A 20,616-nucleotide genomic window follows, 5' to 3' on the forward strand; every position below is an offset into this window, starting at 1 on the left:
CGAGTCGTTATTGGACACGCGTGGTCCTGGGGTAATAGAAGATGTCATATACCCCGGTCTCTCCCTCAAGCCCCTGCTCATCATACGCAGAGAGTCGAACATGGTAGAAAAACGCCTTCAACCCACTGAAGTTGATCTCTGGCGTGCTGGAAAACTGTTCCTGCTTGATGTTCAGGAAGTCCGTGTCGGTCGCCACTTGCGCCCGGTAGCGCGTGGCCCCGTGCAAGGGTTTCATGATCAACTGCCAGACCGGTGCAGGGCCGGTTTGACCGGTCTGCCCCAACAACTGCGGTGCCGGCAACAGCTCGCTCGGCGTCAGCTTGCCTTCCTTCTGAATGCGTAATCCCTGGCGAGCCATGACCTGCACTTCATCCGCCGGTTTTTCGGCTTTTTTTGCAAGTGGTTTGCCCGTGCGTTTTTTCGGTGGCGCATCAAGGTTTTCACCACGATCGACAGCCACCTGGCCATTCAGCACTTCGATCAGCGATTGCCCATTGTCGTTGTTTCGCACCCGAAAGTGTGTGCCTCGAACCCCAAGTACGCCGACCGGCGTCACGATCTGAAAACGATCATAGTCGCTGGCGCGCTTGATCACATACGACTCGACCTGACCTTGCTCAAGAATCACCTGAGGGATGAGGAGTTCTTCGTTTAATCGCAACGTGACCTGCGAACTGGACGGTAGAACGATGCGTGATCCATCGCCCAGCGACAGGCTGACGAACGCCGAAGGGGAGGTCTTCACGCCTTCCTGCTCGTCAACCGCCATTCCTTCTTCGAGCGCCACCTGATTGCCCTTGCGATCAAGCTTCCAGGCTTCGCCCGTCAGGTGTTCGACAGTGGCGGGCAGGGGTTGTCCACGGCATTGCTGGTTGTCATCGATATACGGCAAGCGCTTTGAGCTGAAGAACGCTGCGGAGGCGCTCTGGGTCAACGGACTCACAAGGCCAATAACCAGAAACAGGCAGGTGCCCAGGTGGCGACAATGCAAAGAAGTCATTTGGCTCATTGGATTCGCTTTTCACGCTTTTATTAGAATCTGGCCGATCATCTGATTCATCAGCCTTACGCACCTTACCCGACAGGGCTCTGCGGCAGATAGCCCACATCTATGCATAACGCCCACATCCATTACAAAAGCAGTCGTGGATATCCATAAAGGCAAACAAATCGAAGAGGGGAGGAGGTGACACATCCGTGTGTCGGAACCGAGTCAGTATCGATCCGGTTTTACAATGTGAGATGGCACTCCTTTTTTTCCCCCTGAACTGCAGACCGCAAGCGAACCGGCGATCGGCGGTCCCGCCAGGTTGGCGATGACACTCCCTGTGTCGGAGCACTTCCGAATGCTCCTGTGCCACTCAACGCTTGAGAATTTACCGACCCCGACGTTCGATGAGGCAATTCTCCACATTTGTTCAGAATTGCCCGAGCCCCCGTTAGAACACCCAGCGCTGCTGCTCTTCAGGAAGCCGCAGTGGCGCCGGTTGCTCGCCGTCTGCGGGAGCGCTCACCGGTGCGAAGCCCCGAGAATCACTGAACGCCACATTCACCACCGCTGGACTGAAATAGCGCTGTGTCACGTGTTCATCCCGTGCTTCGCCGCTCGAATTCACAGCTTGTGAAGCAACCCCCACATAGGCCAAAAATGCCAACGACAGGCAGCGTGTCAGCGCCTTGTCCTTGGTCACCTTCACGATCAGTGCACGAACATTCCGACTGTTCCTCATCGTTGCATCCTCGAGTCTTCGAGCTGATATCTGCCGATAGACGGCCAATTGATATCAGCCTACCCAGACGCAAAGAACCTGGAGCAATTCACCACAATTGTTCAGATTCAGACAATCAGCCTAAACTCCGCACATAGGATTTTTACCCATCGCACTCTACGAGATGAAGGAACGCCCCGCATGCGTGTCGCAATACTGGATGACGAACCCGCCGAGCTACGCCGGGTGGAACAGACACTGCGACAGATTCCCGGCGCCGGAGAGCAAGCGTGGACCTTGCACAGCTTCGAGCGCGGCGAAGACCTGTTACGCCAGCTTCGACGCGAGACTTTCGACCTGTTGATACTCGACTGGCAGTTGCCTGATCTCAGTGGTCTATCGCTCTTGCGCTGGACCCGTGAACATATGGAGGCACCTCCCGCCGCGATCATGCTCACCAGCCGCGATGCGGAGAGTGACATCGTCCAGGCCTTGAACGCCGGCGCCGATGATTACGTCAGCAAACCGTTCCGTCCCAATGAGCTCCAGGCCCGTGTCAGTGCCGTACTGCGCCGACACGGCTTGCAGCGCAATGCTGCCAGCGAAGTGCTGAGTTTCAACGATCTGAACTTCGATGACGCCGAACTGACGGTGACCCGCGCTGGAAAACCCATCAGCCTGACTGAACGGGAATACCGTCTGGCCCGCTGCCTGTTTGCCAACCTGGGCCGGCCGCTGTCGCGGGAATATCTCTACGAGCGTTTCTGGACCCATGAAGAGATGGTGTCTTCACGGCCACTGGATACGCACATCTACCGCCTGCGCAACAAGCTGGGGCTGACGGCCGATCGGGGTTGGCAGTTGCTGACGATCTACGGGTATGGGTATCGACTGGAAAGCGTCGCGGCTGCGAGCGAGTAAAATCTCCAGCCGTTTCTTATGAACAATAAAAAAGGCCAACGCTGAGCGTTGGCCTTTTTTATTACTGCAGGTCGTACCGGATCAGAAGTCCAGGTTAGAGACTGCCAACGCGTTGCTTTCGATGAAGTCTCGGCGTGGTTCGACCGCATCACCCATCAGGGTGTTGAAGATCTGGTCCGCGCCAATGGCGTCTTCGATGGTCACTTTGAGCATCCGGCGCGAGCCTGGGTCCATGGTGGTTTCCCATAGCTGATCCGGGTTCATCTCACCCAGACCTTTGTATCGCTGGATCGTGTGACGCTTGGTGCTTTCGGCCATCAACCACTCAAGGGCTTCCTTGAACTCGGTGACGGCTTTCTTGCGCTCGCCGCGCTGAATATAAGCGCCTTCGTCCAGAAGGGTGCTCAGTTGAGCGCCCAGCGAGACGACAGTCTTGTAGTCGTTACTGCCGAAGAAGTCGCGGTTGAAGGTGACGTAGTTCGACAGGCCGTGGGAGATCAGTTCGACCTCTGGCAGCCAGACGTTACGTTCACGGTCTTCACGCAGGCTGGCTTTGTAGACCAGGCCGGATTTCTCGACGGTGCGCAGGCGAACTTCGTACTGGGCCAGCCAGTTCTGCATCGCTGCGTGATCGGACAGTTGGTCCATGCTCACCGCTGGCAGGTAGATGAAGTGCTCGGTCAGTTCCTGCGGGTACAGGCGCGACAGACGCTTGAGCGTCTTCATCACCAGACGGAAGTCATTCACCAGACGCTCGAGGGCTTCGCCGGAGATACCCGGTGCTTCCTCGTTCAAGTGCAGGCTCGCATCTTCCAGGGCCGACTGCGTCATGTACTCTTCCATGGCGTCGTCGTCTTTGATGTATTGCTCTTGCTTGCCTTTCTTCACTTTGTACAACGGCGGCTGAGCGATGTAGATGTAGCCACGCTCGATCAGTTCCGGCAACTGACGGAAGAAGAAGGTCAGCAGCAGGGTACGAATGTGCGAACCGTCGACGTCAGCATCGGTCATGATGATGATGTTGTGATAACGCAGCTTGTCGATGTTGTACTCGTCGCGGCCGATGCCGCAGCCCAGCGCGGTGATCAAGGTGCCGACTTCTTGCGAAGAGATCATCTTGTCGAAACGCGCCTTCTCGACGTTCAGGATCTTGCCCTTGAGGGGCAGAATCGCCTGGGTCTTGCGGTTGCGTCCCTGCTTGGCGGAGCCGCCAGCAGAGTCACCTTCCACGAGGTACAGTTCGGACAGGGCAGGGTCTTTTTCCTGGCAGTCCGCCAATTTGCCCGGCAGGCCGGCGATATCCAGCGCGCCTTTACGACGGGTCATCTCACGGGCTTTACGCGCCGCTTCACGAGCACGGGCCGCATCGATCATCTTGCCGACGACCAACTTGGCTTCGTTCGGGTTTTCCAGCAGGAAGTCGGAGAAGTACTTGCCCATTTCCTGTTCGACCGCGGTCTTCACTTCGGAAGAAACCAACTTGTCTTTGGTCTGAGAGCTGAACTTCGGGTCCGGCACCTTGACCGAAATGATCGCAGTCAGGCCTTCACGGGCATCGTCACCGGTGGTGGCGACTTTGTGTTTCTTCGCCAGGCCTTCCGCTTCGATGTAGGTGTTCAGGTTACGCGTCAGTGCCGAACGGAAACCCACCAGGTGAGTGCCGCCATCGCGCTGGGGAATGTTGTTGGTGAAGCACAACAGATTCTCGTTGAAGCTGTCGTTCCACTGCAGGGCGATTTCCACGCCGATGCCGTCTTCACGCTGGACGTTGAAATGGAACACCTGGTTGACCGGAGTCTTGTTGGTGTTCAGGTATTCAACGAACGCACGCAGGCCGCCTTCGTACTTGAACAGCTCTTCCTTACCGCTGCGCTCGTCCTTGAGGACGATGCCGACACCGGAGTTGAGGAAGGACAGTTCACGAATCCGCTTGGCCAGGATGTCCCAGCTGAAGTGGATGTTCTTGAAGGTTTCAGCCGAAGGCTTGAAGTGGATCTGCGTACCGGTGGACCCACTTTCACCAACGATTTTCATCGGCTCTTGCGGAACACCGTGGACGTAAGTCTGTTCCCAGATCTTGCCGCTACGGCGAACGGTCAGGATCAGTTCTTCGGACAGGGCGTTTACAACCGACACACCTACACCGTGCAGACCGCCGGATACTTTGTAGGAGTTGTCATCGAATTTACCGCCGGCGTGCAGCACGGTCATGATGACCTCGGCTGCCGAGACGCCTTCTTCTTTATGCACGTCTACCGGAATGCCACGACCGTTGTCGCGCACGGTGATGGATTCGTCCGGGTGGATGATGATACTGATGTCGTCGCAATGACCAGCCAAAGCTTCGTCGATCGAGTTATCGACCACCTCGAACACCATGTGGTGCAGACCGCTGCCATCGTCGGTGTCACCAATGTACATACCGGGACGTTTGCGTACGGCATCCAGGCCTTTCAGCACTTTAATGCTCGTTGAGTCGTACGTATTTTCTTCGCTCATGCCTTCACTCCCGATGGTCGTGGGTCTGGGTGATACGGCCCTGTTCCACGTGGAACAGGGCGACTGGCGTTTCCGTCTGCCAGCCTTCCCTCAATAATTCATGATCTACACAGGTGATAAAGACCTGGCAGCGTAAGTCTTCCAGCAAACGGCAAAGCGCGCGGCGGTGCTGCTCATCCAGCTCGGACGGCAAGTCATCCACCAGATAAATACATTGGCCGCGCCGGGCCTGGCTGACCAAATGCCCTTGGGCAATCCGCAATGCACAGACCACCAACTTCTGCTGACCACGAGACAAGATGTCCGCGGCGTTGTGTGCGCCCAATCGAAGACGCAAATCAGCGCGTTGTGGTCCGGCCTGGGTATGCCCCATTTGCTGATCCCGGTGAACGGATGCGGCGAGCACTGCACTCAGCTCTCGCTCTTTGTCCCAACCCCGGTAATAGCTAAGCGTTAAGCCCTCGAGTTCGACGAGTTCGCTCAAGGTCTGTTCAAAGACTGGTTTCAAGGCTTTGATATAAGCGCGGCGGTATTCATCAATTTCAGCGCTGGCCTGGCACAATTCTCTGTCCCAAACCGCTTGCGAAACGGCGTCAAGTGTACCATGCCGCAGCCAAGAGTTTCTCTGGCGCAGGGCCTTCTGCAAGCGCTGCCAGGTGGACATGAAACGTGGTTCCACGTGGAACACGCCCCAATCCAGAAACTGTCTGCGAATTTTCGGTGCACCTTCCAACAGGCGAAAGCTGTCGGGGTTGATCAATTGCAGCGGCAGGATTTCTGCCAGCTGCGCAGCACTGCGGGCGTTCTGCCCGTCGATGCGAATCTGGAACTCCCCCTGGCGGTCCCGGGATATCCCCAGCGCGCTGTGTCCACCTTCGGCCAATTCGACCTGACCAAACACCGTGCACGCTAACTGCTCGTACTGGATGACCGGTAAAAGGCGGCTGCTACGAAACGAACGGGCGAGCCCCAGCAGATGAATGGCTTCCAGAACACTGGTTTTACCGCTGCCGTTGGCGCCGTACAGGATGTTGATGCGGGGAGAGGGGGAGAAGGTCACCGGGTGCAGATTGCGCACCGCGGTGACCGAGACACGACTGAGGGACATCTAGCGTCTGCTGAACATGTTTACAGGCGCATCGGCATGACAACGTAAGCCGAGTCGTCGTTGTCGGACTCTTGCACCAGCGCACTGCTGTTGGAGTCAGACAGGATCAAACGCACTTGCTCAGTGGTCATCACGCCCAGAACGTCGAGCAGATAGCTCACGTTGAAGCCGATTTCCAGCGAGCCACCGTTGTACTCAACGCCAACTTCTTCTTCCGCTTCTTCCTGTTCCGGGTTGTTCGCCTGGATCTTCAGCTGACCGTTGGCCAGTTGCAGACGAATGCCGCGGTACTTCTCGTTGGACAGAATCGCGGTACGGCTGAACGCTTCACGCAGTGCCTGGCGGTCGCCCAATACCAGCTTGTCGCCACCTTTTGGCAGAACGCGCTCGTAGTCGGGGAATTTGCCGTCGACGAGTTTAGAGGTAAAGGTGAACTCGCCGGTGGTGGCGCGAATATGGTGCTGGCCCAGAACGATGCTGACATTGCCATCCGGCTCGGTCAGCAAGCGCGCCAGTTCCAGAATACCTTTACGTGGAACGATCACCTGGTGGCGATCCGGCTGGCCGATGTCAGCCTGCATCGAGCACATGGCCAGACGGTGACCGTCGGTGGCCACGGCGCGGATGATGCCCGCCGAGACTTCCAGCAACATGCCGTTGAGGTAGTAGCGAACGTCCTGCTGAGCCATGGCGAAGCTGGTGCGCTCGATCAAACGACGCAGTTTGCTCTGCGCAAGAGTGCAGGTCAGCGAGCCCGGGCCTTCTTCCACCGTCGGGAAATCGTTGGCTGGCAACGTCGACAGGGTGAAGCGGCTACGGCCGGCTTTCACGACGAGTTTCTGCTCATCGACCTTGATGTCGATCAGCGCATCGTTCGGCAGGCTCTTGCAGATGTCCATCAGCTTACGCGCCGGGACAGTGATTTCGCCGGGCTCTGCCGGCTCTTCGAGTTGCACACGACCGACCAGCTCGACTTCCAGGTCGGTACCGGTCAACGACAACTGCTGGCCTTCGACAACCAGCAGCACGTTGGAAAGCACCGGCAAGGTCTGTCGGCGCTCGACGACGCCTGCGACCAGTTGCAGGGGTTTCAACAGGGCTTCGCGTTGAATGGTGAAATGCATGGTCTAGTCCCTTGCCTTAATAAGCTGCGCTGGTGTTCATCAAGTGGTCAGTGTACGCAGCAGGTTCTTGTAGTCCTCGCGGATGTCCGCGTCGGATTCCTTAAGTTCGTTGATCTTGCGGCATGCGTGCAAAACCGTAGTGTGGTCGCGGCCGCCAAACACGTCACCGATTTCCGGCAAGCTGTGGTTGGTCAGTTCCTTGGACAGCGCCATGGCGACTTGCCGTGGACGTGCGACCGAACGCGAACGGCGCTTGGACAGCAAATCCGAAATCTTGATCTTGTAGTACTCGGCGACGGTACGCTGAATGTTATCCACAGAGACCAGTTTGTCCTGAAGCGCCAGCAGGTCCTTCAGGGATTCGCGAATCAACTCGATGGTGATATCGCGACCCATGAAGTGCGAGTGGGCGATTACGCGTTTTAGCGCGCCTTCGAGTTCACGGACGTTGGAACGAATACGTTGGGCGATGAAGAATGCGGCATCGTGTGGCAGGTCAACTTTAGCCTGGTCAGCCTTCTTCATCAGAATCGCGACGCGGGTTTCCAGTTCCGGCGGCTCGACGGCAACCGTCAGGCCCCAGCCGAAGCGTGACTTCAAGCGCTCTTCAAGGCCTTCGATTTCTTTCGGATAACGGTCACTGGTGAGGATGACCTGTTGGCCACCTTCAAGCAGGGCGTTGAACGTGTGGAAGAACTCTTCCTGGGAACGTTCCTTGCGGGCGAAGAACTGAATGTCATCGATAAGCAGCGCATCGACCGAACGGTAGAAGCGCTTGAACTCGTTGATCGCATTCAGTTGCAGAGCCTTGACCATGTCGGCCACGAAGCGCTCGGAATGCAGGTACACGACCTTGGCATTCGGGTTCTTCTTTAATAGGTGGTTACCCACAGCGTGCATCAAGTGGGTTTTACCCAAGCCAACGCCGCCATACAGGAACAGCGGGTTGTAACCGTGCTTGGGATTGTCCGCGACCTGCCAGGCTGCCGCGCGGGCCAGTTGGTTGGACTTACCTTCGACAAAGTTCTCGAAGGTAAAGGTGCGGTTCAGGTAGCTGGTGTGCTTGAGCGCGCCTTCGACCTGCACAGTGCGTTGTTCTGCACGTACCGGGGCCTGTTGCGAGCTGGCGCCGGCCATTGGGTCGAAGCTGTCGCGAGACGGTTCTTCGCTGACCTCGACGGCTTTTTGCGTTGTACGTTTGGTCGACGCGGCAGGCGCAGATGCGCTGACGGGTGCAGGTGCAGCCGCGGCCTGGGCTTGAGACGCCGCTGCGGCCAACGGTGCATTCGGCGCAGCACGAGGTGCCGAACTGCGTTTGCTGCCTATTAATAAGGAAAGCGCCGGCGCCATGCCATTGCCATGCTCATCCAGCAACTCGAGCACGCGGCTCAGGTACTTTTCGTTGACCCAGTCGAGAACAAAACGATTCGGTGCGTAGACACGCAACTCGTCGCCTTCGGCTTCGACCTGTAGTGGACGGATCCAAGTGTTGAATTGTTGGGCAGGCAGCTCATCGCGCAAAAGCTCCACGCACTGCTGCCAAAGTTCCACTGACACGGATATCCCCTAAGTTGAAAGCCGGTGAGGCAAAAACAAGCGGCCATTGTAGCGACCAGACGCAGACTTATCCACACGTAGGTTGCTCACGGGTGTCGAAGAATCAACGCGTTATACGCAAAAAAGACGACCAATGGTCTGTGCATAAGCTCTGTGGATAAGCCCACTTAAGCTCGTTGTACAAGTGGGGGGCAAACTCGGTGGATAACCTGCCTGTGGATAACTACCCTTTCCACACACAGCTTATCCGACAGCGCAGCACAGGCTGACCACCGTTTTCCACTGTAGTTGTCATTCTCTGTACAGCACGGAATAGAAGGGTTAAAGGTACTTATCCACAGAGGATGGCGGGTCTAGCTTTTATAAGCTTTACAGAAAAGCTTTAAATAATTCCCTTCTTTATTTTTATATCTAGCTGTCCACCTTTCAAGGACGAACCCCGCGGATATCCATTTAAAGGAAACGTTGGTTGGAAATTGACCTAGAGGCTTGCTTTCTCTAGAATCCCCGGTCTCTTAAAACGGGGGCCATTCCGGCCCGTTGTGGACGAACCAGGTAACACGACATGAAACGTACTTTCCAACCAAGCACTATCAAACGCGCTCGTACCCACGGTTTCCGTGCTCGCATGGCTACCAAGAACGGCCGTGCCGTCCTGTCGCGTCGTCGCGCCAAAGGTCGTGCGCGTCTGGCAGTTTGATAATCCGGTACTGGAGGTGAGTCAGGACTTCAGTCGGGAAAAGCGTTTGCTTACCCCCCGGCATTTCAAGGCAGTCTTTGACTCCCCTACCGGCAAGGTTCCGGGGAAAAATCTCCTGCTCCTTGCACGCACCAACGATCTTGATCACCCCCGTCTAGGGCTGGTTATCGGGAAAAAGAGTGTGAAGCTCTCCGTTGAGCGCAATCGCCTCAAACGTCTGATGCGCGAATCGTTTCGCCTCCACCAGGATTCTCTGGTTGGTTGGGATATCGTTATCGTCGCGCGCAAAGGTTTGGGCGATGTAGAAAACCCCGAATTGATTCAGCATTTCGGCAAACTCTGGAAACGTCTGGCACGCAGCACGCCGGTACCAGCAGTCAAAACCGAAACTGTAGGGGTAGACAGCACTGATGCGTAAACTGGCGCTCGTTCCGATCCAGTTTTATCGCTATGCCATTAGTCCTTTGATGGCCAGCCACTGTCGTTTCTACCCCAGTTGTTCCTGCTACGCGTATGAAGCCATAGAAAATCATGGCCTTCTGCGCGGTGGCTGGCTGACCTTTCGTCGTTTAGGTCGCTGTCATCCGTGGAATCCCGGTGGTTATGACCCGGTTCCATCTATCCCTACCTCCCGTTCTTCTTCGATGGCCGAGTAATCATGGATATTAAACGCACGATCCTGATCGTCGCCCTGGCAATCGTGTCCTACGTTATGGTTCTGAAATGGAACCAGGACTATGGTCAGGCTGCCCTGCCGACTCAGAATGTTGCTTCCAATCAGGCTGCCCCGGCTATTCCGGACACGCCACTTGGTAACAATGCTGCCGCCAGTGCCGATGTACCCAGCGCGAATACCGATATCAGTGCTCCTGCCGCAACGCCGGTAGTCACCAATAAAGACCTCATCCACGTTAAAACGGATGTGCTCGAACTGGCTATCGATCCTCAAGGTGGTGATATCGCCCAGCTGATGCTGCCGCTGTATCCACGTCGTCAGGACCATCCGGAAATTCCGTTCCAGCTGTTTGATAACGGCGGCGAACGTACTTACCTGGCTCAAAGTGGCCTGACCGGTACCAACGGTCCGGATGCTCGCGCTACCGGTCGTCCGGTTTACTCGACCGAACAGAAGACTTATCAACTGGCTGATGGCCAGAACCAGCTCAACGTTGACCTGAAATTCAGCGACGCTGGCGTCAATTACATCAAGCGCTTCAGCTTTACTCGCGGTCTGTACGATCTGAAAGTCACCTATCTGATCGATAACACCAGCGATAAAGCCTGGACGGGCAACCTGTTTGCCCAGCTCAAGCGCGATGCAAGTGCCGATCCTTCTTCCACAACCGCTACCGGTACTGCGACTTACCTGGGCGCTGCCCTGTGGACAAGTGCAGAGCCGTACAAAAAAGTGTCGATGAAAGATATCGACAAGGCGTCGTTGAAAGAAACCGTTAACGGTGGCTGGGTCGCCTGGCTGCAACACTACTTCGTGACTGCGTGGATTCCAGCCAAGAACGACAGCAACGTGGTGCAGACTCGCAAAGACAGCCAAGGCAACTACATCATCGGTTTCACTGGCCCGGTATTGTCCGTTGCGCCAGGTGCCAAGGCTGAAACCAGCGCTACGTTGTACGCGGGTCCAAAAAGCCAGGCGATACTCAAAGAGTTATCCCCAGGTCTGGAACTGACGGTCGACTACGGCATTCTGTGGTTCATCGCCCAGCCGATCTTCTGGCTGTTGCAACATATCCACGCGATCGTTGGTAACTGGGGCTGGTCGATCATCTTCCTGACCATGCTGATCAAAGGGATCTTCTTCCCGCTGTCGGCTGCCAGCTACAAATCCATGGCGCGCATGCGTGCAGTGGCGCCGAAACTGGCTGCGCTGAAAGAACAACATGGCGACGACCGGCAGAAAATGTCGCAGTCCATGATGGAGCTGTACAAGAAAGAGAAGATCAATCCGCTGGGTGGTTGCTTGCCAATCCTCGTGCAGATGCCGGTTTTCCTTTCGCTGTACTGGGTACTCCTGGAAAGCGTGGAAATGCGCCAGGCACCGTTCATGCTGTGGATTACTGACCTGTCGATCAAGGATCCGTTCTTCATTCTGCCGATCATCATGGGCGCAACCATGTTCATCCAGCAGCAGTTGAACCCGACGCCTCCGGATCCGATGCAGGCCAAGGTGATGAAGCTGATGCCAATCATCTTCACCTTCTTCTTCCTGTGGTTCCCGGCAGGTCTGGTGCTGTACTGGGTTGTGAACAACTGCCTGTCCATCACCCAACAGTGGTACATCACGCGTAAGATTGAAGCGGCTACCAAAAAAGCGGCTGCATAACTTACTCTGTGGATAACCACTCAAAACGCCCCCTAGTGGGGCGTTTTGCTATCTGTCATTTTTATCTGGATATCGAATCATGAGCGCTCCTCGTGAAACCATCGCCGCCGTCGCCACCGCTCAAGGCCGTGGTGGTGTCGGTATCGTCCGTATTTCCGGACCGTTGGCGAGTGTTGCGGCGAAAGCCATCAGCGGTCGCGAACTGAAACCGCGGTTCGCCCATTACGGCCCGTTTCTCAGTGAAAACGAGGAAGTGCTGGACGAAGGCATCGCCTTGTATTTTCCGGGACCTAATTCATTCACCGGCGAAGATGTGCTGGAACTCCAGGGCCATGGCGGTCCGATCGTTCTGGATATGTTGCTGCAGCGCTGCCTGCAATTGGGTTGCCGTCTGGCCCGGCCGGGTGAATTCAGCGAACGCGCGTTCCTCAACGACAAACTCGACCTGACCCAGGCCGAAGCCATCGCCGATTTGATCGAAGCAAGTTCTGCACAAGCTGCTCGTAACGCTTTGCGTTCGTTGCAAGGCGCATTTTCGCAGCGTGTGCATAACCTCACCGAGCAACTGATTGCATTGCGGATCTACGTTGAGGCGGCAATCGACTTTCCTGAAGAAGAAATCGACTTCCTTGCCGATGGCCACGTGCTGAAGATGCTCGATGCGGTGCGCGATGAGTTATCCACCGTATTGCGTGAAGCCGGGCAGGGCGCGTTGCTGCGTGACGGCATGACCGTGGTGATTGCCGGTCGTCCCAACGCCGGCAAATCCAGCCTGCTCAATGCATTGGCCGGCCGTGAAGCGGCGATTGTTACCGAGATTGCCGGTACGACCCGGGACATCCTGCGCGAACATATCCACATCGATGGTATGCCTCTGCATGTGGTCGACACGGCTGGCTTGCGCGACACCGAAGACCAGGTCGAGAAAATCGGTGTGGAACGGGCATTGAAAGCCATCAGCGAGGCAGATCGGGTGTTGCTGGTGGTCGATGCCACCGCACCTGAGGCACTTGATCCGTTTGCCTTGTGGCCTGAATTCCTCGAGCAGCGCCCGGATCCGGCTAAAGTGACACTGATCCGCAACAAGGCAGACCTGACCGGTGAAGCGATAGCGCTGGAAGTCAGCGACGATGGCCACGTGACCATCAGCTTGAGCGCCAAGTCTGCTGGCGAAGGCCTGGAACTGCTGCGTGACCATCTCAAGGCCTGCATGGGCTATGAGCAAACCTCGGAAAGCAGCTTCAGCGCCCGTCGGCGCCACCTGGAAGCTCTGCGCCATGCCAGTGCTTCACTCGAACATGGTCGCGCGCAGCTGACCCTGGCCGGTGCCGGAGAGCTGTTGGCTGAAGATTTGCGTCAGGCACAGCAGTCGTTGGGTGAAATTACCGGCGAATTCAGCTCCGACGACCTGTTGGGCAGGATCTTTTCCAGCTTCTGTATCGGTAAATAACCTCACCTCTCCCTCCGTAGGAGCCGAGCTTGCTCGCGAGGCGGCGTGTCTGACACACCGTATTGCTTAAATCGCAGGCAAGCCAGCTCCCACAAGTCTGTGTATCCCCCGCATTTTTCGCATCGCCGAGCGGCATCGATCGCTTCGGTCGTTTCCCCGAGGGCGGAATTTGCCCCCATTCAGCGCTTTTCTGTGGATTAAGCCTTGTGAATAACTGCCACTGAGCACGGTTGATAACAGGGCCTCAAAACTGAGGAAAACCACATCTGTGGATAACCACCCCATTCATCCACAGGCTTACACCGGTTATCCAAGGGCCTCCTTGGCACATGACCACAGGCTTTCATTCATCTGTACACATTGAAAATAAAGGGCTGTATAGATCTATCCACAGAAAGGATGCTCTATAGAAATAAACATAAAAACAAAGATTTAATAAATTTCTTTCTTTTTAATTTCTATTGTTCGTGACTTACCCACAGCTGGTTAAATTTTGTGCAAAGGGTTCTTTAGGAAGGGCGAAGTCCCTATACTTGTCGATCAGGTCCGAAAACCTGAGCTCAAACTATTCCTGATTACCTAACTGAAGCAGGCACGAGGTGCGTGGTGGATTTCCCTTCCCGTTTTGAAGTGATCGTCATCGGCGGCGGTCATGCCGGTACCGAGGCAGCACTTGCATCAGCACGTATGGGGGCAAAAACCCTGTTGCTGACGCATAACGTGGAAACCCTCGGAGCAATGAGCTGCAACCCCGCGATTGGCGGGATCGGCAAGAGCCATCTGGTCAAGGAAATCGATGCCCTTGGCGGTGCGATGGCCATGGCTACCGATAAAGGTGGTATTCAATTTCGCGTCTTGAACAGCCGCAAAGGCCCAGCCGTGCGCGCTACTCGCGCCCAGGCCGACCGCGTTCTGTACAAGGCCGCTGTGCGCGAGATTCTCGAGAACCAGCCGAACCTGTGGATATTTCAACAGGCGGCCGACGACCTGATCGTCGAACAGGAACAAGTGCGTGGTGTTGTCACCCAAATGGGCCTGCGGTTCTTCGCGGATTCCGTGGTGTTGACCACCGGCACGTTCCTCGGTGGACTTATCCACATCGGTTTGCAGAATTTTTCCGGCGGTCGCGCCGGTGATCCACCATCGATCGCACTGGCTCACCGTCTGCGTGAACTGCCATTGCGTGTGGGTCGTTTGAAAACCGGTACTCCGCCGCGTATCGACGGCCGCTCTGTGGATTTCTCGGTGATGACCGAGCAACCGGGCGATACGCCGATCCCGGTGATGTCGTTCATGGGCAACAAGGAACAGCATCCACAGCAGGTCAGTTGCTGGATTACCCATACGAATGCGCGTACCCACGAAATCATTGCCGCGAACCTCGACCGTTCGCCTATGTATTCCGCTGCCGGTGAGATCGAAGGCATCGGCCCGCGTTACTGCCCGTCGATCGAAGACAAGATTCACCGTTTTGCCGACAAGGAAAGCCATCAGGTCTTCATCGAACCGGAAGGTTTGACCACCCACGAGCTGTACCCGAACGGGATATCCACATCCTTGCCGTTCGACGTGCAATTGCAGATCGTGCAGTCGATTCGCGGCATGGAAAACGCCCATATCGTTCGCCCGGGCTACGCAATCGAGTACGACTACTTCGATCCGCGCGACCTGAAGTACAGCCTCGAAACCAAAGTCATCGGTGGTCTGTTCTTCGCCGGGCAAATCAACGGCACCACCGGTTACGAAGAAGCCGGCGCCCAAGGTTTGCTCGCCGGGGCCAACGCAGCATTGCGTGCCCAGGGCAAAGACAGCTGGTGCCCGCGTCGCGATGAAGCGTACATCGGCGTATTGGTCGACGACCTGATTACCCTGGGGACCCAGGAACCGTATCGGATGTTCACGTCCCGTGCCGAATACCGTTTGATCCTGCGCGAAGACAACGCCGACCTGCGCTTGACCGAAAAAGGTCGCGAACTGGGTCTGGTGGACGACGTGCGCTGGGCAGCTTTCTGCAAAAAACGCGAAAGCATCGAACTGGAAGAGCAGCGCCTGAAAAGCACCTGGGTTCGCCCCGGTACGGAACAGGGCGATGCGATTGCCGAAAAGTTCGGCACGCCGCTGACCCACGAATACAACTTGCTGAACCTGCTGACCCGTCCGGAAATCGACTACGCTGGTCTGATCTCGGTGACCGGCGCCGGTGCAGAAGATCCACAGGTCGCCGAGCAGGTCGAAATCAAGACCAAATACGCCGGTTACATCGACCGCCAGCAAGATGAAATTGCTCGCCTGCGGGCCAGTGAAGACACCAAATTGCCTGTGGATATCGACTACACGAACATTTCCGGTCTCTCCAAAGAGATCCAGAGCAAGCTCGGCGCGACCCGTCCAGAGACCCTGGGCCAGGCTTCGCGGATTCCGGGCGTGACCCCGGCAGCGATTTCGCTGTTGATGATTCATTTGAAAAAACGCGGCGCGGGCCGTCAGTTGGAGCAAAGCGCTTGAGTTCGTTGGTCACCTCGCAACATGCCGAAGAGTTATCCACAGGTGCTCGCCAGCTCGGTGTGAACCTGACAGAAACCCAGCACGCGCAGCTGCTGGGTTATCTGGCCCTGTTGATCAAATGGAACAAGGCTTACAACCTGACCGCCGTGCGTGATCCGGACGAAATGGTTTCGCGGCACCTGCTCGACAGCCTGAGCGTGATGTCCTTCATCGAAAACGGTCGCTGGCTGGATGTTGGCAGTGGCGGCGGCATGCCGGGTATTCCACTGGCGATCCTGTTTCCCGAGTCGCAAGTGACGTGCCTGGACAGCAACGGCAAGAAAACCCGCTTCCTGACTCAGGTCAAACTCGAACTCAAACTGGATAACCTGCAAGTTATCCACAGTCGCGTCGAAGCCTTCACGCCTGAACTGCCGTTCAACGGGATTATTTCCCGGGCATTCAGCAGCATGGAGAACTTCAGTAACTGGACTCGCCACTTGGGCGATAGCGATACGCGTTGGCTGGCAATGAAGGGCGTTCATCCGGCCGATGAGCTGGTAGCATTGCCGGCAGACTTCCACCTCGATAGCGAACACGCCCTGGCCGTACCCGGTTGCCAAGGCCAACGCCATCTGCTGATACTGCGCCGCACGGCATGATTGGGAACACAAGCAAGAATGGCTAAGGTATTCGCGATAGCGAACCAAAAGGGTGGTGTGGGCAAGACCACCACCTGCATCAACCTCGCAGCATCCCTGGTCGCGACCAAGCGTCGGGTGTTGTTGATCGATCTTGATCCACAGGGCAACGCCACCATGGGTAGCGGTGTGGATAAACACGGTCTGGAAAATTCGGTCTACGACCTGTTGATCGGCGAGTGCGACCTGGCCCAGGCCATGCACTTCTCCGAACACGGTGGTTACCAGTTGTTGCCGGCCAACCGCGATTTGACCGCGGCTGAAGTCGTTCTGCTGGAAATGCAGATGAAGGAAAGCCGTCTGCGCAGTGCTTTGGCGCCAATCCGTGAGAACTACGATTACATTTTGATCGACTGCCCACCGTCGCTGTCGATGCTCACGCTCAATGCTCTGGTTGCCTCCGACGGGGTAATTATCCCCATGCAGTGCGAGTATTTCGCGCTCGAAGGGTTGAGCGACCTTGTGGATAACATCAAGCGTATCGCTGAGCTGCTGAACCCGAACCTGAAAATCGAAGGCTTGCTGCGGACCATGTATGACCCGCGCCTGAGCCTGATGAACGACGTGTCGGCACAGCTCAAGGAACACTTCGGCGAGCAACTGTACGACACCGTGATACCGCGCAACATCCGTCTGGCCGAAGCGCCAAGTTATGGCATGCCGGCGTTGGCCTATGACAAACAATCCCGTGGCGCATTGGCCTATCTGGCCCTGGCGGGCGAGATGGTTCGTCGTCAACGCAAAAATTCACGCATTGCCGCTGCTCAGGCAACTTAAGGAATCCCCATGGCCGTCAAGAAACGAGGTCTCGGACGTGGACTGGATGCACTGCTGAGTGGTCCGACTGTCAGTTCGCTTGAAGAGCAAGCGGTGCAGGCCGATCAGCGTGAGCTACAGCACCTGCCGCTGGACCTGATCCAGCGTGGCAAGTACCAGCCGCGTCGCGACATGGACCCCCAGGCGCTGGAAGAACTGGCGCAGTCGATCAAGGCTCAAGGCGTGATGCAGCCGATCGTGGTTCGCCCGATCGGTGCCGGCCGCTTTGAAATCATCGCCGGCGAGCGCCGCTGGCGCGCCAGCCAGCAGGCTGGCCAGGAAACCATCCCGGCGATGGTGCGCGATGTACCGGATGAAACCGCAATCGCCATGGCGTTGATCGAGAACATCCAGCGCGAAGACCTCAATCCGATCGAGGAAGCGGTCGCCCTGCAGCGTCTGCAGCAGGAATTCCAGCTGACTCAGCAGCAAGTCGCCGAGGCGGTGGGCAAATCCCGCGTGACCGTAGCCAACTTGTTGCGCCTGATTGCATTGCCTGAAGTCATCAAGACCATGCTGTCCCACGGCGACCTGGAAATGGGTCATGCCCGTGCTTTGCTCGGTTTGCCGGAAAATCAACAGGTCGAGGGGGCGCGACATGTTGTCGCACGTGGCCTCACCGTGCGCCAGACCGAGGCACTGGTTCGCCAGTGGTTGAGTGGTAAACCGGCGCCTGCCGAACCCTCGAAACCTGACCCGGATATCGCTCGTCTCGAACAGCGCCTGGCAGAGCGCCTAGGCTCTGCGGTGCAGATCCGCCACGGGAAGAAGGGCAAAGGGCAGTTGGTGATTGGCTACAACTCCCTCGATGAGCTTCAAGGCGTTCTCGCACATATCCGCTGAAACATTTCCTCATGTAGCGCGATGTTCGAAATCACTACCTGACAGTTGAATAGGGGCTGAACCGCCCCTATACTCTGCGCGCATTTTGTCGGCACAAATTATGCCAAGTTATTGAATTCTGGCAGCCGACCTTTGAGGAGCAAAAGTGATGGAAACCCGCACGCCAAACCGCTTGCCGTTCCATCGCTTGGCGGTTTTTCCCGTGTTATTGGCACAATTTGTCGTTTTGCTGCTTGCCGCTTTGGCGCTCTGGCGATGGCATGGAGTCGTAGCCGGATACTCAGGACTCTGCGGAGGCCTGATAGCCTTGCTTCCCAATGTTTATTTCGCTCACAGGGCATTTCGGTTTTCCGGCGCCCGAGCAGCTCAAGCCATCGTCCGGTCTTTTTATGCCGGTGAGGCGGGCAAACTGATTTTGACGGCAGTGCTCTTTGCATTGACGTTCGCAGGTGTGAAGCCACTGGCGCCGCTAGCTGTATTCGGCGTCTTCGTGCTGACCCAACTGGTCAGCTGGTTCGCTCCCCTGCTGATGAGAACAAGACTTTCGAGACCTTAGGGCGTTTGAGGCAACCATGGCAGCAGAATCCGCTTCGGGCTATATCCAGCACCACTTGCAAAACCTGACCTTCGGTCAGCTACCTACCGGCGGCTGGGGCTTTGCCCACACCGCAGCAGAAGCCAAGGCGATGGGCTTCTGGGCTTTCCACGTCGATACCCTCGGCTGGTCGGTCGCGTTGGGGCTGATCTTCGTTCTTCTTTTCCGCATGGCGGCGAAGAAGGCGACTTCCGGCGTACCAGGTGCCTTGCAGAACTTCGTTGAAGTATTGGTCGAATTCGTCGACAGCAGCGTGAAAGACAGCTTCCATGGCCGTAGCCCGGTGGTCGCACCTCTGGCACTGACCATCTTCGTCTGGGTGTTCATGATGAACGCCATCGACCTGGTACCGGTCGACTGGATCCCGCAACTGGCTGCGGCCATTTCCGGCAACCACGAGATTCCGTTCCGCGCCGTATCGACCACCGACCCGAACGCTACGCTGGCCATGGCCTTCTCGGTATTCGCGCTGATCATTTTCTACAGCATCAAAATCAAGGGCATCGGCGGCTTTATCGGCGAACTGACCCTGCACCCGTTCGGCAGCAAGAACATTTTTGTTCAGGCCCTGCTGATTCCGGTGAACTTCCTGCTGGAATTCGTGACGCTGATTGCCAAGCCGATTTCGCTGGCACTGCGTCTGTTCGGCAACATGTACGCTGGCGAGCTGGTGTTTATCCTGATCGCCGTGATGTTCGGCAGCGGCCTGCTCTGGCTTAGCGGTCTGGGCATTGTGCTGCAGTGGGCGTGGGCTGTGTTCCACATCCTGATCATCACCCTGCAGGCGTTTATCTTCATGATGCTGACCATCGTCTACCTGTCGATGGCGCACGAAGAGAACCATTAAGACCGGCTTCGGCTAGTCTGATGTCCCTCTCGCCTTGGCGAGAGGGGGCCCGTACCGGGCTCGATGAAACGATTTGTTTTACCGCTTTAATCTAAAAAACCTAAACCATACGACGTAAAAGTCGGGAGGAAAGATGGAAACTGTAGTTGGTCTAACCGCTATCGCTGTTGCACTGTTGATCGGCCTGGGCGCACTGGGTACCGCAATTGGTTTCGGCCTGTTGGGCGGCAAGTTCCTGGAAGGCGCAGCGCGCCAGCCAGAAATGGTTCCAATGCTGCAAGTCAAAATGTTCATCGTTGCCGGTCTGCTCGACGCCGTAACCATGATCGGCGTTGGTATCGCTCTGTTCTTCACCTTCGCGAACCCTTTCGTTGGTCAACTCGCTCACTAATCACTCGGATTTTCGAGTTGAGCAAGTCTGATGGACAACGAACGAGCGAGGTGTTGGCGTGAACATTAATGCAACCCTGATTGGCCAGTCCGTTGCGTTCTTCATTTTTGTACTGTTTTGCATGAAGTTCGTGTGGCCTCCGGTCATCGCGGCTTTGCACGAACGTCAGAAGAAGATCGCGGATGGACTGGACGCTGCCGCCCGAGCAGCTCGCGACCTGGAATTGGCCCAAGATAAAGCGGGTCAACAACTGCGCGAAGCTAAAGCTCAGGCAGCCGAAATCATTGAGCAAGCCAAGAAGCGCGGTAATCAGATCGTCGAAGAGGCTGTTGATAAAGCCCGTGTCGACGCTGAACGTGTGAAATTGCAGGCTCAGGCCGAGATCGAACAGGAACTGAACAGTGTCAAAGACGCGCTGCGTGCCCAACTGGGTGCACTGGCCGTTGGCGGCGCCGAGAAGATCCTGGGTGCCACAATCGATCAAAACGCGCACGCGGAGCTGGTAAACAAACTGGCTGCTGAAATTTAAG

The 20,616-nt window shown here is 56.5% G+C and carries 20 protein-coding genes; 14 read left to right on the forward strand and 6 right to left on the reverse strand.

Translation table 11 applies throughout. The features are described 5' to 3' along the window. Positions 1-7 precede the first annotated feature (7 nt). On the reverse strand, positions 8-1,009 hold the full coding sequence (locus tag AC1DHT_RS06135) for a FecR family protein (RefSeq protein WP_427546498.1): 1,002 nt from the start codon (positions 1,007-1,009) through the stop codon (positions 8-10). Between the two features lie 430 nt (positions 1,010-1,439). Continuing rightward, the gene (locus AC1DHT_RS06140) at positions 1,440-1,730 is read right to left on the reverse strand and encodes a hypothetical protein (RefSeq protein ID WP_427546501.1); all 291 of its coding nucleotides are present in this window, start codon (positions 1,728-1,730) and stop codon (positions 1,440-1,442) included. Between the two features lie 180 nt (positions 1,731-1,910). Here AC1DHT_RS06140 and AC1DHT_RS06145 point away from each other — a divergent pair, with 180 nt between their 5' ends. Further along, positions 1,911-2,630, forward strand: a complete 720-nt coding sequence (locus AC1DHT_RS06145) for a response regulator transcription factor (protein WP_216742480.1) — start codon at positions 1,911-1,913, stop codon at positions 2,628-2,630. 81 nt (positions 2,631-2,711) lie between these two features. On the opposite strand, the gene gyrB is transcribed toward AC1DHT_RS06145, so the two are convergent. From gyrB to dnaA, 4 genes are read right to left on the reverse strand one after another with little or no spacing between them, the layout of a single operon-like run. After that, complete coding sequence (gyrB, locus tag AC1DHT_RS06150; protein WP_019694408.1) at positions 2,712-5,129, reverse strand: DNA topoisomerase (ATP-hydrolyzing) subunit B; 2,418 nt, start codon at positions 5,127-5,129, stop codon at positions 2,712-2,714. Between the two features lie 4 nt (positions 5,130-5,133). Next, on the reverse strand, positions 5,134-6,237 hold the full coding sequence (recF, locus tag AC1DHT_RS06155; protein WP_054594865.1) for a DNA replication/repair protein RecF: 1,104 nt from the start codon (positions 6,235-6,237) through the stop codon (positions 5,134-5,136). Positions 6,238-6,257: 20 nt separating this feature from the next. Beyond that, positions 6,258-7,361: a DNA polymerase III subunit beta gene (dnaN, locus tag AC1DHT_RS06160; protein ID WP_095081049.1), complete on the reverse strand. Its 1,104-nt coding sequence runs from the start codon at positions 7,359-7,361 to the stop codon at positions 6,258-6,260. Between the two features lie 39 nt (positions 7,362-7,400). Beyond that, positions 7,401-8,918, reverse strand: coding sequence for a chromosomal replication initiator protein DnaA (dnaA, locus tag AC1DHT_RS06165; protein WP_427546506.1), 1,518 nt, complete (start codon positions 8,916-8,918; stop codon positions 7,401-7,403). A gap of 565 nt (positions 8,919-9,483) precedes the next feature. On the opposite strand from dnaA, the gene rpmH reads away from it, so the two are divergent. The 13 genes from rpmH to AC1DHT_RS06230 all read left to right on the forward strand — a co-directional run bounded on the left by rpmH (position 9,484) and on the right by AC1DHT_RS06230 (position 20,615). Further along, positions 9,484-9,618 (forward strand): 50S ribosomal protein L34, encoded by a 135-nt coding sequence (gene rpmH, locus AC1DHT_RS06170; protein WP_003213577.1) that lies wholly within the window; start codon positions 9,484-9,486, stop codon positions 9,616-9,618. 16 nt (positions 9,619-9,634) lie between these two features. After that, the gene (gene rnpA, locus AC1DHT_RS06175; protein WP_031319651.1) at positions 9,635-10,036 is read left to right on the forward strand and encodes a ribonuclease P protein component; all 402 of its coding nucleotides are present in this window, start codon (positions 9,635-9,637) and stop codon (positions 10,034-10,036) included. After that, positions 10,029-10,274, forward strand: a complete 246-nt coding sequence (yidD, locus tag AC1DHT_RS06180) for a membrane protein insertion efficiency factor YidD (RefSeq protein WP_052966011.1) — start codon at positions 10,029-10,031, stop codon at positions 10,272-10,274. Before rnpA ends, yidD begins: the two co-directional genes overlap by 8 nt. A 2-nt stretch (positions 10,275-10,276) precedes the next feature. Continuing rightward, positions 10,277-11,959 (forward strand): membrane protein insertase YidC, encoded by a 1,683-nt coding sequence (gene yidC / locus AC1DHT_RS06185; protein WP_216742483.1) that lies wholly within the window; start codon positions 10,277-10,279, stop codon positions 11,957-11,959. 79 nt (positions 11,960-12,038) lie between these two features. Beyond that, the gene (gene mnmE / locus AC1DHT_RS06190; RefSeq protein ID WP_427546510.1) at positions 12,039-13,409 is read left to right on the forward strand and encodes a tRNA uridine-5-carboxymethylaminomethyl(34) synthesis GTPase MnmE; all 1,371 of its coding nucleotides are present in this window, start codon (positions 12,039-12,041) and stop codon (positions 13,407-13,409) included. A gap of 606 nt (positions 13,410-14,015) precedes the next feature. Further along, positions 14,016-15,914 (forward strand): tRNA uridine-5-carboxymethylaminomethyl(34) synthesis enzyme MnmG, encoded by a 1,899-nt coding sequence (gene mnmG, locus AC1DHT_RS06195; protein WP_427534566.1) that lies wholly within the window; start codon positions 14,016-14,018, stop codon positions 15,912-15,914. Beyond that, on the forward strand, positions 15,911-16,555 hold the full coding sequence (rsmG, locus tag AC1DHT_RS06200; RefSeq protein ID WP_123584336.1) for a 16S rRNA (guanine(527)-N(7))-methyltransferase RsmG: 645 nt from the start codon (positions 15,911-15,913) through the stop codon (positions 16,553-16,555). Before mnmG ends, rsmG begins: the two co-directional genes overlap by 4 nt. Positions 16,556-16,573: 18 nt before the next feature. Continuing rightward, entirely contained in the window at positions 16,574-17,371 is a 798-nt protein-coding gene (locus tag AC1DHT_RS06205) for a ParA family protein (RefSeq protein WP_019694399.1), read from the forward strand. 9 nt (positions 17,372-17,380) lie between these two features. Beyond that, positions 17,381-18,253: a ParB/RepB/Spo0J family partition protein gene (locus AC1DHT_RS06210; RefSeq protein ID WP_054594858.1), complete on the forward strand. Its 873-nt coding sequence runs from the start codon at positions 17,381-17,383 to the stop codon at positions 18,251-18,253. Between the two features lie 148 nt (positions 18,254-18,401). Then, the gene (locus tag AC1DHT_RS06215) at positions 18,402-18,809 is read left to right on the forward strand and encodes a F0F1 ATP synthase subunit I (RefSeq protein WP_123427104.1); all 408 of its coding nucleotides are present in this window, start codon (positions 18,402-18,404) and stop codon (positions 18,807-18,809) included. A 16-nt stretch (positions 18,810-18,825) separates the two neighbouring features. Then, positions 18,826-19,695, forward strand: coding sequence for a F0F1 ATP synthase subunit A (gene atpB, locus AC1DHT_RS06220; RefSeq protein ID WP_054594856.1), 870 nt, complete (start codon positions 18,826-18,828; stop codon positions 19,693-19,695). Between the two features lie 133 nt (positions 19,696-19,828). After that, positions 19,829-20,086, forward strand: coding sequence for a F0F1 ATP synthase subunit C (atpE, locus tag AC1DHT_RS06225; RefSeq protein ID WP_019694395.1), 258 nt, complete (start codon positions 19,829-19,831; stop codon positions 20,084-20,086). A gap of 58 nt (positions 20,087-20,144) precedes the next feature. Beyond that, the gene (locus tag AC1DHT_RS06230; RefSeq protein WP_054594855.1) at positions 20,145-20,615 is read left to right on the forward strand and encodes a F0F1 ATP synthase subunit B; all 471 of its coding nucleotides are present in this window, start codon (positions 20,145-20,147) and stop codon (positions 20,613-20,615) included. Position 20,616 lies beyond the last annotated feature (1 nt).

The organism is Pseudomonas sp. 05N432, from assembly GCF_056396945.1.

Coding starts and splice junctions, on each gene's coding strand:
- rpmH (WP_003213577.1), top strand. CDS start 9,484: ATGAAACGTACTTTCCAACCAAGCACTATCAAACGCGCTCGTACCCAC.
- AC1DHT_RS06145 (WP_216742480.1), top strand. CDS start 1,911: ATGCGTGTCGCAATACTGGATGACGAACCCGCCGAGCTACGCCGGGTG.
- gyrB (WP_019694408.1), bottom strand. CDS start 5,129: ATGAGCGAAGAAAATACGTACGACTCAACGAGCATTAAAGTGCTGAAA.
- AC1DHT_RS06205 (WP_019694399.1), top strand. CDS start 16,574: ATGGCTAAGGTATTCGCGATAGCGAACCAAAAGGGTGGTGTGGGCAAG.
- AC1DHT_RS06210 (WP_054594858.1), top strand. CDS start 17,381: ATGGCCGTCAAGAAACGAGGTCTCGGACGTGGACTGGATGCACTGCTG.
- AC1DHT_RS06215 (WP_123427104.1), top strand. CDS start 18,402: ATGGAAACCCGCACGCCAAACCGCTTGCCGTTCCATCGCTTGGCGGTT.
- atpE (WP_019694395.1), top strand. CDS start 19,829: ATGGAAACTGTAGTTGGTCTAACCGCTATCGCTGTTGCACTGTTGATC.
- recF (WP_054594865.1), bottom strand. CDS start 6,237: ATGTCCCTCAGTCGTGTCTCGGTCACCGCGGTGCGCAATCTGCACCCG.
- dnaN (WP_095081049.1), bottom strand. CDS start 7,361: ATGCATTTCACCATTCAACGCGAAGCCCTGTTGAAACCCCTGCAACTG.
- AC1DHT_RS06140 (WP_427546501.1), bottom strand. CDS start 1,730: ATGAGGAACAGTCGGAATGTTCGTGCACTGATCGTGAAGGTGACCAAG.
- yidC (WP_216742483.1), top strand. CDS start 10,277: ATGGATATTAAACGCACGATCCTGATCGTCGCCCTGGCAATCGTGTCC.
- yidD (WP_052966011.1), top strand. CDS start 10,029: ATGCGTAAACTGGCGCTCGTTCCGATCCAGTTTTATCGCTATGCCATT.
- atpB (WP_054594856.1), top strand. CDS start 18,826: ATGGCAGCAGAATCCGCTTCGGGCTATATCCAGCACCACTTGCAAAAC.
- mnmE (WP_427546510.1), top strand. CDS start 12,039: ATGAGCGCTCCTCGTGAAACCATCGCCGCCGTCGCCACCGCTCAAGGC.
- AC1DHT_RS06135 (WP_427546498.1), bottom strand. CDS start 1,009: ATGAGCCAAATGACTTCTTTGCATTGTCGCCACCTGGGCACCTGCCTG.